Source organism: Pseudomonas sp. GW821-FHT10C09 (genome assembly GCF_059415465.1).
This window is the reverse complement of record NZ_JBWKNG010000039.1, coordinates 1-12,411: the sequence shown is the minus strand read 5'-3', so window position 1 is coordinate 12,411 and position 12,411 is coordinate 1. Positions and strand designations below refer to the sequence as shown.

Sequence of the window (12,411 nt, the reverse complement as noted above, 5' to 3'; positions counted from 1 at the left end):
TCGTTCCTGGACAAGCTCCGACCTACCAGACTTCGGTGATTGGGAATACTGCGTATACCAATAGCTACGGCGGCTCACCAGCGATGAACGTTAACCTGAACTGCACTACTACCTTCGAAATCGCCGATGGGAAAATCACGACTTGGTCCTACCGGGGGAACAACTGTACTGCCACCGATTAAAGAGAAAAAAGGGACTGGTTTATTTATGATCTGGCTCTCTTTGATATTCAGTTTAATTGTTGTTGCCTATAGAGCTAAACACATGAAATTATTTTTTTTGTTATTGGCACTTATTGCCTCAAGCACGTCATCTGCAACTGACCTGCCACTCAATTCACACCCTAATATTCTTGGGAACGGTTGGGATTGTGACCGGGGATTTTACAAGGCCGGGCAGGCGTGCGCGAAAGTCGTCATTCCTGAGAACGCGAGTATCGACGTGTACGGTAGTGGGTGGGCATGCAATAGAGGATATTTTAAGGCTGGACAAGCGTGCGCGAAAGTCGTCATTCCTGAGAACGCGAGTATCGACGTGTACGGTAGTGGGTGGGCATGCAATAGAGGATATTTTAAGGCTGGACAAGCGTGCGCGAAAGTCGTCATTCCTGAGAACGCGAGCATCGACGTTTACGGTAGTGGGTGGGCATGCAATAGAGGATATTTCAAGGCCGGACAAGCGTGCACGAAAGTCATCATTCCTGAGAACGCGAGCATCGACGTTTACGGTAGTGGATGGGCATGCAATAGAGGGTATTTCAAGGTCGGACAAACGTGCACGAAAGTCGTCATTCCTGAAAACGCGAGCATCGACGTTTACGGTAGTGGATGGGCATGCAATAGAGGGTATTCCAAGGCCGGACAAATCTGTACGAAAGTAGTCGTTCCGGAGAACGCAAGCATCGACGCTTATGGAAGCGGATGGACGTGTAATAGTGGATTCAAGAAAAACGGTTCATCTTGCACCCCTATGACTCAAGAGGAGGCAAGCAAACAAAAAGAGCTTAATAGAGCCATAGCCGCTGAAGTCCTACGCCGAAAAAACCAAAGAGCAAGCGAAGCAGATTGTGAAACGGAATATAAAACCAATGCTAAAGTTTGCGTTTCAATTTCACAGGTAAGCCTAGATTGCAATCAGAGCTATTCTGAAGACTATTACCGTGATTGCGATGCAGCGTTGAATTACGATCTTACTACGAACTATAGTGGAGGCGCATTCCTTGATGTGGAGGTAGAGTGCACCTTAGACATCGAATACAAGGGGCGACAAACATTTTCGACACGGACAGATTCCGCATCTTCAGACGAATCACACAATCTCTACGCTAACGGTAGCGATAGCAACTCAATGAATTTCAATTTTTCTTTCACTTCGTATCAAGAAGTGGTAAGTGTAAAAACAAGTTCAGCTCGCTGTGAAATAAACAATGTAACCCTGTACTAAGCCATCACAATATGTGATGGGGGAAGTTGCGTCTAACGTATTGGAATAACGCAGGATAATTTCACCCTCATCGCCAACGACTCGATTGCTGCACTTCTCTAGAGGCAGCAATCGGCGTTCGCAGCCAGTACAGATCCGGCCGCTAAGTTCGATATTTCATTAATGTCCATGAAAATCCACTACACCTCCCTCTGTGGCGAGAACCCAATCCCCCGCCACAGAGGCTCACCCTTACTCCTTCAACTCAACCTTATCCAACGCCTGATTCACCGCCAATTTCCCCAGCATCACCACCTGCGTAATCCCCAGCAGCGTCTTGCGGGGTGAGTTCTCCAACAACGCCGCCAAATTACTAAGCATCGTGGTCGCCGACCCCAGTGACTCGCTGGCGTTGACCAGCAGGGATTCGGTGTCGTACTTCGGGTTGGCGAGGAACATCGGTTCGGGTTCGTTGTTACTGGCCATGATCTGGGCAGCCGGGTTGAGGTAATGGTCGAGGGCGCGTTCGGCCGCTTCGTGGAATTTTTTGGAATCGAGCGATTCGTAGGGCGATGCCGGATCGGTGTCCGGTGGGTTGGGTGTTGGTTTTTTCATAGTGAAACTCCTACGGCAGATTGAAGGAGCCATCACCCTTGCTACCAAACGAGGGTGGTGGCCATACGCGGGTTGGTAGACCGGCTGCAAGTAGGAAAACCCGGCGCTCACGAAGGAGCCCCACGCATGACCACCATATAACGCCGAGCCTCAAAAAAGAGACTGCATACGGTGTCGCCATACGACTATTTGCAGACGGGCTACCAAACCCGATCACTGTTTTTCAGTGACCGGAAAACGATATAGCCCGCTCCGTAGTCGCACAAGCCGGCGGATTCTGTCTTACCCGTAGGCGATGGCGCAAGGCGTTGTAGCCGTTAGGACGTTTCACCGAGTGTCTTTAAACGCGTGGCCTGAAGCCTGTTTAAGACCATCAAAAGTCGGGCAAAAACCCACGTAGCCAGAGCCACGTACAGCGGGTTCAACCCACATCCTCATCAAGTCATAACGATTTTTCTGCAAAACCACTCAAGCCTTAACCCAACGCTGACGGCTCCAACTACTCAACGTATCGACACCCAACACCAGCAACAGCATCGCCAAAATAACCGTACTGGCCTGAGCTTCCTGAAACAGGCTAAGGCTGACATACAGCATCTGCCCCAACCCCCCGGCGCCCACAAAGCCGAGCACACTGGCCATGCGAATATTGTTTTCCCAGCGGTACAGGATGTACGCCAGCAACTGTGGCAACAGGTTGGGCAGTGTGCCGTAACAGAAGGCCCATACGGCATTGCCGCCCTGCAGGCGGATGGCGTCGGCGGGTTCCGGTGGGGTGTTTTCCAATGCTTCGGCGAACAGTCGGCCGAGCACGCCGGTGGTGTGCAGGGCTAATGCCAGAGTGCCGGCGTTGGGGCCGAGGCCGGCAGCAAGGACCATCAGCGCGGCCCACACCAGTTCTGGAACGGCGCGCAAGGCGTTGAGTACCAGGCGCGACGCGCTTTGCAGTGGCCAGCCGAAGCGTCCGGCCGCGGGCAATGCCAATAGCAGGCCGAATACCGCTGCGAGCAGGGTGCCGAGGGCGGACATGGCGATGGTTTCGAGGGCGCCGTGGCCGATGGCTTGCAGATGGCCGGCGCTCAGGTCCGGGCTGAGAAAACGCTTCGCATAAGCGCCCATGTGATGCAGGTTGCCAGTGTCGCCGAGTTCGCCGAGGTTGATGCCCAGGTAGCTGAACGAGGCGACCACCGCTGCGCCGATGCAGAGCAACAAGGCCAGGTTGATCAGGCGATTCATGCCAGTCTCCAGCGCAGCAGGCGGCTGAGTTGATCGGCGAACAGCACCAGTACCAGGAATGTCAGTAACAGACTGGCCACTTCACCGCCGGCGAACATGCGCAACGACAGGTCCATTTGCTGGCCCAGACCGCCGGCACCGACGAAGCCCATCACCACCGAGGCGCGGATGGCGCATTCCCAGCGGTACACCGTGTAGGACAGCAGCTCCGCCGCGACATTGGGCAGGATCCCGTAGCAGAAGGCGGCGAGCCGACCGCTGCCGGATTGCAGTAGCGCATGGGCCGGGCGTTGGTCGACCGACTCGAAGATTTCCGCGTAGACCTTGCCCAACATGCCGCTGTAGGTAATGGCGATGGCCAGTACCCCGGCCGTCGGGCCGAGGCCGACGGCGCGTACGAACAGCAGGGCCCAGACGATTTCCGGCACGCTGCGCAGGAAGATCAACACACCGCGTACAGGCCAGCGCAGCAGTTGACCCCAATAACTCGGGTGGCCGGCACGGGAGGCCGCCGACAGCGACAGGGCACGACTGGCCAGCAGGCTGGCGGGGACTGCGAACAGCAACGCCAAAGCCATGCCGGCCGTGGCGATGGCCAGGGTTTGCAGGGTGGCTTGCAGCAACAGCTCGATGAATTCCGCGCCATGCGCCGGTGGCCAGAAGGCCGCGACAAACCGGCCCATTTCGCTCTGACTGTCACTCGCCACCAGTACGCTCAGGTCCAGTTCGCTCAAGCGGATGCCCGGCCAGAGCAAGGCAAGGGCCAGCAAGCTGAGCAGCAGGCGGGGCAGGGTGGCCGGGTCTCGGGTATCACGGGTCAGCATCGGGGAATCTGCACACTCAAGGGTGGCGGAGCAATCGGTGGGGATTGCAGTTGTTCGTTGGCGTAGAGCTTGTCGAGCAACTCACGGTCGACTTCGCTGGCCGCGAGGTCGAACAGAATCTGTCCATCACGCACGCCGATGATCCGCGAGAAGTGCGCCAGGGCCAGGTCCACCGCGTGCAGGCTGGCGACCAGGGTGACGTTGTGCTGCCGGGCATGGCGACAGAGCACCGACAGCGTGTGCTCGGCCAACACGGGGTCCATGGCCGATACCGGCTCATCGGCCAGCAACACCTCGGGCGCCTGGTACAACACGCGGGCAATGCCCACGCGCTGTAGCTGTCCACCGGACAGTTGCTGGCATTGCGCGAACAATTTGTCACCCAGGTCCAGCCTGGCCAATGCCGCGCGAGCTCCTGGAATATCCAGTGGATGCAGCAGGTTGAGCAGGCTCTTGCCCAGCCCCCACTGACCGAGTTTTCCGGCCAGCACCGCGGTGACCACGCGCTGGCGCGGTGGCAGCGGGGGCGACTGATGAATCAGGCCGATGCGCGCGCGCAGACGCTGACGCTGACGGGCAGACAGTTGCCAGGCTCGCTCGCCGAGTACTTGCAACTCGCCGTTGCCCGGTCGCAGGGCGGTGGCCAGCACGTTGAGCAGGCTCGACTTGCCCGCGCCGGACGGGCCGATGATGGCGACCTGTTCGCTGGCACCGATGTGCAGGTCCACGTCACGCAGCGCCTGGACGCCGTTGGCGTGGGTAAGGCTGACTTGAGTCAGTTGCAATGTCATTTGAGCAGGTCGGCGGCGCGTGCGGCTTCCTCGATGCCTTTGTAGTTCTCAGGCGAGGTTTCGATGAAGCGGCTGGCGGCTTGCAGGTCAAGGATCTCCTTGTCCTTGGGGTTCGCCGGATCGAGCGCAAGGAAGGCTGCTTTTATCTTGACTGCCAGCGCCGGGTCGAGGGTCCCGCGCACCGTCCAGTTGTAGTCGAAGTAGGCCGGGGTGGTCGCAAACACTTTGACCTTGTTGGTGTCGACCTTGCCGGCGGCGACCAGTTTTTCCCATACGCTGGCGTTCAGTACCCCGGCGTCCACCTTGCCAGCCTGAACCCAGGCGACCGTGGCATCATGGGCGCCGGAGTAGCCGACGCGACTGAAGTAGGTTTCAGGCTTGATGCCATCCTTCAGCATGAAATAACGCGGCATGAGACTGCCCGACGTCGAGGACACCGAACCGAATGCAAAGGTCTTGCCCTTGAGATCGGCGAGGGACTTGACGGCCGGGTCGGCGGTGATGAATTTGCTGGTGAATTGAGCGTCCTGTTCGCGCTGTACCAGCGGAATGGCGTTGCCGGTTTTCAGGCGTGCCTGCACGAACGTGAAGCCGCCCAGCCAAGCCATGTCAATGCGGTCGGTGGCCAGCGCCTCGACCACGGCCGGATAGTCGCTCACGGGCACGAACTCGACTTTCATGCCCAACTTTTGTTCCAGATATTCGCCAAGCGGCTTGAACTTGCGCAGCAGTTCGGTCGGGGCTTCATCGGGAATGGCACTGACTCTCAGGGTGTCGGCGGCCTGCGCCAACAGGGTACAAAATGACAGGGACAAGCCGACGGCCAATGCCAGGGTACGCTTGAGCATGGAGTTTCTCCGGTGCATTAACGAAAGAATGTCGAGGCGCCTGGCACACGCTGATTGCTGCCTGGCGCCCTGTGAGGGTAGACGAAAAGGTGCGAAATTGACTGCTCTTGGCCCAGTTGCTCTCTGTCGCGAAGGGCGGCATTTGACTGTGGATTCTACCGCCCGACGCAACAGATTGGCTTACTCCTTCACTTCAACCTTATCCAGCACCTGATTCACCGCCAATTCCCCCAGCATGACCACCTGCGTAATCCCCAGCAGGGTCTTACGGTTTGAGTTGTCCAGCAGCGCCGCAAGATTGCTGAGCATGGTGGTCGCCGAACCCAGTGATTCGCTGGCATTGACCAGCAGGGATTCGGTGTCGCACTTGGGGTTGGCGAGGAACATGGGTTCGGGTTCGTGGTTGCTGGCCATGATCTGGGCAGCCGGGTTGAGGTAATGGTCGAGGGCGCGTTCCGCCGCTTCGTGGAATTTTTTGGAATCGTGAGATTCGTAAGGCGATGCCGGATCGGTTTCTGGTGGGTTGGGTGTTGGTTTGATCATGGATGGAACCTCTAGCGCGAATACTTAAAGGAGCCATCACCCTTGCTACCAAACGAGGGTGGTGGCCATACGCGGGTTGGTAGACCGGTCGCACTAGAACCCGGCGCCCACGAATGGGCCCCACGCATGGCCACCATGAAAGCAAAGTCTAAAAAAGACTGTGCAAGGTGCCGCCATGCATCTAGGCAAAAAAACCGGGCTACCAAACCCGATCACTGTTTTTCAGTGACCCAGCCAAGATAGAACCCGTGTCCCAGACGCACAAGCCGGCGGATTCTGTCTTACCCGTAGGCAAACACGCAAGGCGTTGTAGCCGTTAGGGCGTTACACCGAGTGTCTTTAAACGCGCGCCCGGAAACCTGTTTAAGCGGGCAGGGGAATTGAACTCCCGCTCCCGGCCCTCACTCCTAACTCTCAAAGCCCCGCCCATAACAATGAAGTGGCGATGACCCACCAACAGCTCTATAGCCGCCACCCCGGCGCGATCTTCGAAACCGATCTTCCAGCCCGCCTGGACCGCTTGCCGTGGGGCCGTTTTCACTCGCTGCTGGTGGTCGCGCTCGGCATCACCTGGTTGCTCGACGGCCTCGAAGTGACCCTGGCCGGCTCAGTGTCCGGCGCGCTGAAAAACAGCCCCGACCTGCGCATGAGCAACGTCGATATTGGCTTGGCCGGCGGCATCTACATCGCCGGCGCCGTGCTCGGTGCCTTGTTGTTCGGTTGGCTGACCGATCGCCTGGGGCGGCGCAAGTTGTTTTTCATCACGTTATGGCTGTATGTCGGTGCCACGGCGGCAACGGCGTTTTCCTTCAACCTGGAAAGCTTCCTGCTGTTCCGCTTCCTCACGGGCATGGGCATCGGCGGCGAATACACGGCGATCAATTCGACCATCCAGGAATTCACGCCGGCACGCTTTCTCGGCTGGGTTGATCTGACCATCAACGGCACATTCTGGCTAGGCGCAGCGCTCGGCGCTGGCGGGGCCATCGTCCTGTTGGACCCGAACGTGGTCGGCGGTGATCTGGGCTGGCGCCTGTGTTTCGGCATCGGTGCGGCGCTGGGGTTGGTGATTCTGGTGATGCGCCTGTGGCTGCCGGAAAGTCCGCGCTGGTTGCTGATCCATGGTCGGCACGATGAGGCGCAACGCATCGTCGAAGGCATCGAAGCGCGTCTGCGCGAACAAGGTCATGAACTGCCGCCCGTGACCAGCCAACCGCTGCGACTGCATGCGCGGGACCATACGCCGCTCGCGGAGATCTTCCACACGCTGTTCATCAGCTTCAGGCGCAGGGCGCTGGTAGGCATGACTCTGATGGCCGCGCAGGCCTTCTTTTACAACGCGATCTTCTTCACCTACGCGCTGGTGCTCACCGATTTTTACCAAGTGCCCGCCGAGCGGGTCGGTTGGTATGTGTTGCCCTTGGCGCTGGGCAATTTCTGCGGTCCGTTGCTGTTGGGGCGTTTGTTTGACGTGATCGGCCGACGGGTGATGATCAGCTTCACCTACGCGACGTCCGGGATCCTGCTGGCGCTCAGTGGCTATGCGTTCCAGCAGGGTTGGCTGGACGTGACCCAGCAAGCGGCGGCGTGGATGGTGATCTTCTTTTTCGCCTCGGCAGCGGCCAGCTCGGCCTACCTGACCGTGGCAGAAACCTTCCCACTGGAAATCCGCGCCTTGGCCATCGCCGTGTTTTACGCGTTTGGCACTGGCTTGGGCGGCATCATCGGCCCGACGTTGTTTGGGCAACTGATCGAGACGCAACAGCGCAGCAGTTTGTTGATCGGTTATCTGATAGGCGCCGCGCTGATGTGCGTGGCGGCGGGGGTGCAAGCGGTTTGGGGAGTGGCTTCGGAGCGTCAGGCGCTGGAGCAAGTGGCCAGGCCTTTGTCGCAGGCTGGGGATTGAGCCTCGTAAGGGGTGAAGGATCTTTGGGCCGATTGCTACCCGTTTAGAGGGGCTGAAATCGACCCAGTCGCTGACTGTCGTTTGGACGAAACCTGAGTGCTTTGGCATTCCTGGTAGGAATGCAGTCCATAAAATTAATGAATTTTTATTATCGGTTTTTATGACCTAAGTTGATTCAAGGACATGGAGAACCGCCTTGAAATCACCACTTAACTCAGCTGAAAAATTTGATAACACTCGGGCCAATGAGTACGGACGACAGAGTCGTATCGCACTGGCAGGTTATGACGCCTGTCAGGACTTGGTGGCGTGCATGCTCGCGGCAAGCCTTGGAAATATGGGCTCTGCAAAAATACTGGTAGTCGGCGCTGGCGGTACAGCGCAGGAGATCATCGCGATGGCCAGGCTCGAGCCGGGTTGGCGCTTCACCGCCGTTGATCCCTCTGAGCCGATGCTGGAAACCGCGAAACAGCAGTTAGCTTTAAACAATTTGCTTGAAAGAACGGACGTGCATCTTGGGCACGTTGAAAACCTGGCCGCAGATGAGTCCTACGACGCAGCCACTTTGATCGGTGTACTCCATCATCTGGATGGGGATGATGCCAAGGGAGACATTCTACGATCCATTCGGGCTCGTCTGAAACCGGGGGCTCCGCTGATTGTCGCCGGCAATCAATATGCCTATGCCAGCCAGCCGTTACTCCTCGCTGCCTGGGGGCAACGTTGGCGTCAGCACGGAGCCAGCCCGGATGAAGTGAAAGTCAAACTTGGGAAAATTCTTCAAGGCGCTGACCCTCCACATTCCGAGGCGGCTGTTCAGAAGCTTTTGCATGATGCGGGTTTTGGGGACGCTACCCGTTTTTTCAGCAGTTTGTTCTGGGGTGCCTGGTTAACGTGTAAAACAGTCTGAACGGCGATCTGAGGGGTAGCTTCTGGCTGATGACTGCCCGACATGGGGGGGCGGCAATCGACCCATAGGCGACGTTCAATGGACGGGTTTGTGCGTGGTCTGCATGCTTTTTGCCATGGTGATTACATCCCTGAACCGCGTCCATTTCTGGGAATGGTTGCGACAGTGATCTTAACTTTTATACCCAAGGCCGTGGCCACTTTCAGAACGATAGAAAGGTTCGGGTCACCATCCTTAGAAAATGCCCGGTACAGCGTGGCTCTACTAATTCCGGTCTCGCGAGCGAGCCGACTCATTCCTCTGTCTCGTGCAATTGTGCCCAGTGCAGCAACCAATACGCTCGGATCATTAGCTATCAGACCGCTCTCCAGAAGGGCGGCAAAATCCTTATCACTGATTCGACTGTCCGACTCAACCAATCTTGGGTAATGCATAGCAGCCTCCCGTGACCAACACGTCTCCTAAAACAATGGCCACGCCAGAGTCGGTGGAGATGCACATATGACAATCTAGCCCATGCCGGAAGGGTTAGCGCGATGTGCTCGCTTTTCTATCCAGCATTCTGAAAGTTAAGTGCACTGATGTTCCCCGGTCTTCATGACTGAAGGGCAGAAGTCGACCGATTGCAGCCGTTCGCTAAAGACTGCAAATGGCTGATTTCTGCCTGTTATGATTGACCGACATCGACTCAGTCGGGCCAGTCGTTACATGTAGTAATCGGCCCATACCCAACACCCCGGCCATGAGAGTGCGAACTGTATGGCACCCAAATCTGTGGAGAAAATCGCCATGCGAGTAAGGAAGGAGCAAAGCATTTGTGAATGGCAGGGAGTTACCCCAGATCGACCACAATCGGGGTCAAAAATCGGAATAGCGTTGGGGACCCTGGGGCTTCAGCCCATAAATGGGTTAAGGGTTAATCCGGAAAATGGTACGAATGGTTGGTACCTGTGGTGCGGTATGGAGTGGTCTGAGGCTGACGATTTCTTTTCACCCCTGCATGTAGAGCACATCACGGACTATCTACCGGAAGTTGTCGGATATCTCGATTTGCCGCCTGGCTATCGTTTTTACATCGACGGCAATAATTTTGAAGACGTTTGGCTTGACCCAGAGTTGATACGCACTTGTCTCGCCCGGTGAATAGCCCTGAGTTTTCATAGACACATTGAATGACTACTTCTGGCCGATTTCTGCCTGAGGCCAGGGGGCTGTAATCGACCCAATACGGACGTGGGTCTAGAGCTCAAAAAGGCGGGGCTGCTTATCCTCTCGCTTGCCACCCGTTACTCATCCCATCCCAGCTCTGCGTAGGACATTTGGTCCTGTTCGGGGAAATCTGTCTGGTAATCACCCCATGCCATGAAGGAGTAGTATTTGGTCATCGCCTCGAAGTAACTGTCAGCTTCGACCGTCCAGACCAGTTGGGAGTTTTCTGAAAGAAGATTGCGCGCGTCATCACCGTGAATACCTACCAGGCAGAAAGTCTGGCAACCATCGGGTTCCAGCCAAAGTTCATGTTTCATACTCATAGCTCGTTTTTGCCCAGCTTTATGGTGCCCGAAAAGTAGATCGAGTGGCCACTCTTGGGCTGTAATTGCGCGTTGGACTCAAAGGCCACTTTTGGCCGATTTCTGCCTCTCGCCAAGGGCAGAAAACGGCCAAGAGCGGTCGCCCAGATTGAGGTGCCTTGCACCAGCAGTTTTGGTTTTGTAGGATCCTGCCAGCGCTCACAATCAATTGAGGTTTGCATTGGAAAGTAGAATAAGACCGGAAATTGAGAGAGCGACCTACGATGAGTTCTTAGCGCTTTGGGACAGAGGAGCATTCGAGAACCAGCGGTTGGGTCAGGCTTTCTACAACCATTTCCGTCTGCACCGTCTCAGCGATCAGAAGTTACTACATGGCCTTTATGAATTTGACGGCAAGAAGGCCATGAATGCAATTTCTGAAATATTTCAGATCAGATAACAAGTACCATTCTTCTTCCGCCAATGATGTAACAAGGGCGCCTTGGGTCGTTTACTACCCCTCGCAACAGGCAGAGATCGGCCAGGCACGGACGATCGAGTCTAGTAAAAAGCTCAGTATTAGGAGTGAAGCAATGCAATGCAGTTGTGGCAGTCGGGGCGACCTCGTAGAGATTGGTCATAACTATGCGGAGTTTGTCGCTGGTTTACGCTGCCTTGAGATAGGCCAATGGATAAAACTATTGCAGTGCCTTGATTGTGGTCGGTTTTGGCGAACGGATGAATGGGACAAATACCAAACCCTATATGCGTTGAAGTTGAGTTCGCCAAAGGGCTGGGAGTCGGTCGATATAAAATCCTTGATAATAGAGCGTATGGTTGAGAATCACGGCGGATTAGATGCGTCTTTTTGTATAGCTAAGGGCTGCAAGCTAAACGCACTCAAAGGGCGAGCATATTGCGTCCAACATTTTTACGACACTGGTGCAAGGGCTTGAGCAATCTGATAGGGCTGACTGAAACCTGCCATGAAGGGATCAAGTGAATCTACAACTTGAAATTGAGAGGATCTTTGGGGGTAAAGCATTTGCCAGGCCACTTTTCTATTCTTATCCAGGAGGTCTGCGTTTTGAGCTCTCCGAGACTGGTGGAGTGATTGAGCAATTTCTAACAGCAATACGAAAATCAACAAAGATCTGCAGTGATATCTTTCTTGATGACGCGACGCTTGTTGCTTGTCTGCGCATTCATTCTGGCAGCAACCGATTTGCTCATCGGCCTCTGATTCACGCTCTTCGATCTGCCGGCATTGACATACCCGCGGAATGCTCAGTCTGGAGTGAGGAGATAGATCCGGAGGAATGGTTTTGCGAAAGTGAGCCAGAGTATTGGATCAACATCGCATTTGAAGCGCCTGCGACTCTGCTTCAAGCATTTCTTTGGTGTGCTTTGGCTAGAGACTTTGCCGAAATTCAGCCTAAACCCAACTGTGTTTTATATCTCTTCAATTTGAAGAAGCACGTCATGGTTTTTCCCTACGACGACAGAGGTATGGATGTGGTCGGCCCCAACAAAGATCTGCTTTCACAGCTGTATCGTCTGCATCATACATACCTGCTGGATTACGACCGACACACGATGGACACCACATTTGCAGGGCCTGCGCGCTAGCCTCATCGCTTACATTAGAGCTGAGACCGTGTCCACAGCCCACATGGCCACCACCGTCTCCTTTGGGTCGTTTTCTTCCGTCTCGCGACGGGCGGAAGACGGCCGATTCTGTTGAAAAAGTCGGATTTTCAGATCACCTGAACTCAGGCACGGCCACCACCAGAGAACCTACTCAC

Annotated in this window: 14 protein-coding genes; 6 read left to right on the top strand and 8 right to left on the bottom strand. The window is 55.7% G+C overall.

Annotated elements, in window-relative coordinates; translation table 11 throughout:
• Window positions 1-126 precede the first annotated feature (126 nt).
• Window positions 127-1,443, top strand: a complete 1,317-nt coding sequence (locus AC07N8_RS28240; RefSeq protein ID WP_495065931.1) for a hypothetical protein — start codon at window positions 127-129, stop codon at window positions 1,441-1,443.
• A gap of 231 nt (window positions 1,444-1,674) precedes the next feature.
• Here AC07N8_RS28240 and AC07N8_RS28235 read toward each other — a convergent pair whose 3' ends face one another.
• The 6 genes from AC07N8_RS28235 to AC07N8_RS28210 form a co-directional block, all read right to left on the bottom strand.
• A complete protein-coding gene (locus AC07N8_RS28235; protein ID WP_493145473.1) occupies window positions 1,675-2,037 on the bottom strand; it encodes a DUF6124 family protein in 363 nt (120 codons plus the stop codon).
• Between the two features lie 468 nt (window positions 2,038-2,505).
• On the bottom strand, window positions 2,506-3,273 hold the full coding sequence (gene phnE, locus AC07N8_RS28230; protein ID WP_493145477.1) for a phosphonate ABC transporter, permease protein PhnE: 768 nt from the start codon (window positions 3,271-3,273) through the stop codon (window positions 2,506-2,508).
• Entirely contained in the window at window positions 3,270-4,097 is an 828-nt protein-coding gene (locus tag AC07N8_RS28225) for a PhnE/PtxC family ABC transporter permease (protein ID WP_483843697.1), read from the bottom strand. Before AC07N8_RS28225 ends, phnE begins: the two co-directional genes overlap by 4 nt.
• A complete protein-coding gene (locus AC07N8_RS28220; RefSeq protein ID WP_493145482.1) occupies window positions 4,091-4,888 on the bottom strand; it encodes a phosphonate ABC transporter ATP-binding protein in 798 nt (265 codons plus the stop codon). Before AC07N8_RS28220 ends, AC07N8_RS28225 begins: the two co-directional genes overlap by 7 nt.
• Window positions 4,885-5,736 carry a putative selenate ABC transporter substrate-binding protein gene (locus AC07N8_RS28215; protein ID WP_493145484.1) on the bottom strand — a complete coding sequence of 284 codons (852 nt, stop codon included), beginning with the start codon at window positions 5,734-5,736 and terminating at the stop codon, window positions 4,885-4,887. The genes AC07N8_RS28220 and AC07N8_RS28215 overlap by 4 nt, the downstream gene beginning before the upstream one ends.
• A gap of 180 nt (window positions 5,737-5,916) precedes the next feature.
• On the bottom strand, window positions 5,917-6,279 hold the full coding sequence (locus AC07N8_RS28210; protein ID WP_483843700.1) for a DUF6124 family protein: 363 nt from the start codon (window positions 6,277-6,279) through the stop codon (window positions 5,917-5,919).
• A gap of 445 nt (window positions 6,280-6,724) precedes the next feature.
• Here AC07N8_RS28210 and AC07N8_RS28205 point away from each other — a divergent pair, with 445 nt between their 5' ends.
• Window positions 6,725-8,185, top strand: coding sequence for an MFS transporter (locus AC07N8_RS28205; protein ID WP_493145487.1), 1,461 nt, complete (start codon window positions 6,725-6,727; stop codon window positions 8,183-8,185).
• A gap of 196 nt (window positions 8,186-8,381) precedes the next feature.
• Window positions 8,382-9,095, top strand: coding sequence for a class I SAM-dependent methyltransferase (locus AC07N8_RS28200; protein ID WP_483843702.1), 714 nt, complete (start codon window positions 8,382-8,384; stop codon window positions 9,093-9,095).
• 122 nt (window positions 9,096-9,217) lie between these two features.
• On the opposite strand, the gene AC07N8_RS28195 is transcribed toward AC07N8_RS28200, so the two are convergent.
• Window positions 9,218-9,529 carry an addiction module antidote protein gene (locus tag AC07N8_RS28195; RefSeq protein ID WP_483843703.1) on the bottom strand — a complete coding sequence of 104 codons (312 nt, stop codon included), beginning with the start codon at window positions 9,527-9,529 and terminating at the stop codon, window positions 9,218-9,220.
• 325 nt (window positions 9,530-9,854) lie between these two features.
• On the opposite strand from AC07N8_RS28195, the gene AC07N8_RS28190 reads away from it, so the two are divergent.
• The gene (locus AC07N8_RS28190; RefSeq protein WP_493145490.1) at window positions 9,855-10,238 is read left to right on the top strand and encodes an immunity protein Imm33 domain-containing protein; all 384 of its coding nucleotides are present in this window, start codon (window positions 9,855-9,857) and stop codon (window positions 10,236-10,238) included.
• Between the two features lie 143 nt (window positions 10,239-10,381).
• Here the strand turns inward: AC07N8_RS28190 and AC07N8_RS28185 are convergent, their stop codons facing one another.
• Window positions 10,382-10,621, bottom strand: coding sequence for a hypothetical protein (locus tag AC07N8_RS28185; RefSeq protein WP_493145492.1), 240 nt, complete (start codon window positions 10,619-10,621; stop codon window positions 10,382-10,384).
• Window positions 10,622-10,847: 226 nt separating this feature from the next.
• Here AC07N8_RS28185 and AC07N8_RS28180 point away from each other — a divergent pair, with 226 nt between their 5' ends.
• Both AC07N8_RS28180 and AC07N8_RS28175 read left to right on the top strand, forming a co-directional pair.
• On the top strand, window positions 10,848-11,066 hold the full coding sequence (locus tag AC07N8_RS28180; protein ID WP_493145494.1) for a hypothetical protein: 219 nt from the start codon (window positions 10,848-10,850) through the stop codon (window positions 11,064-11,066).
• A gap of 539 nt (window positions 11,067-11,605) precedes the next feature.
• Window positions 11,606-12,235, top strand: coding sequence for a DUF3885 domain-containing protein (locus AC07N8_RS28175; RefSeq protein ID WP_483843318.1), 630 nt, complete (start codon window positions 11,606-11,608; stop codon window positions 12,233-12,235).
• Window positions 12,236-12,411: the final 176 nt, after the last annotated feature.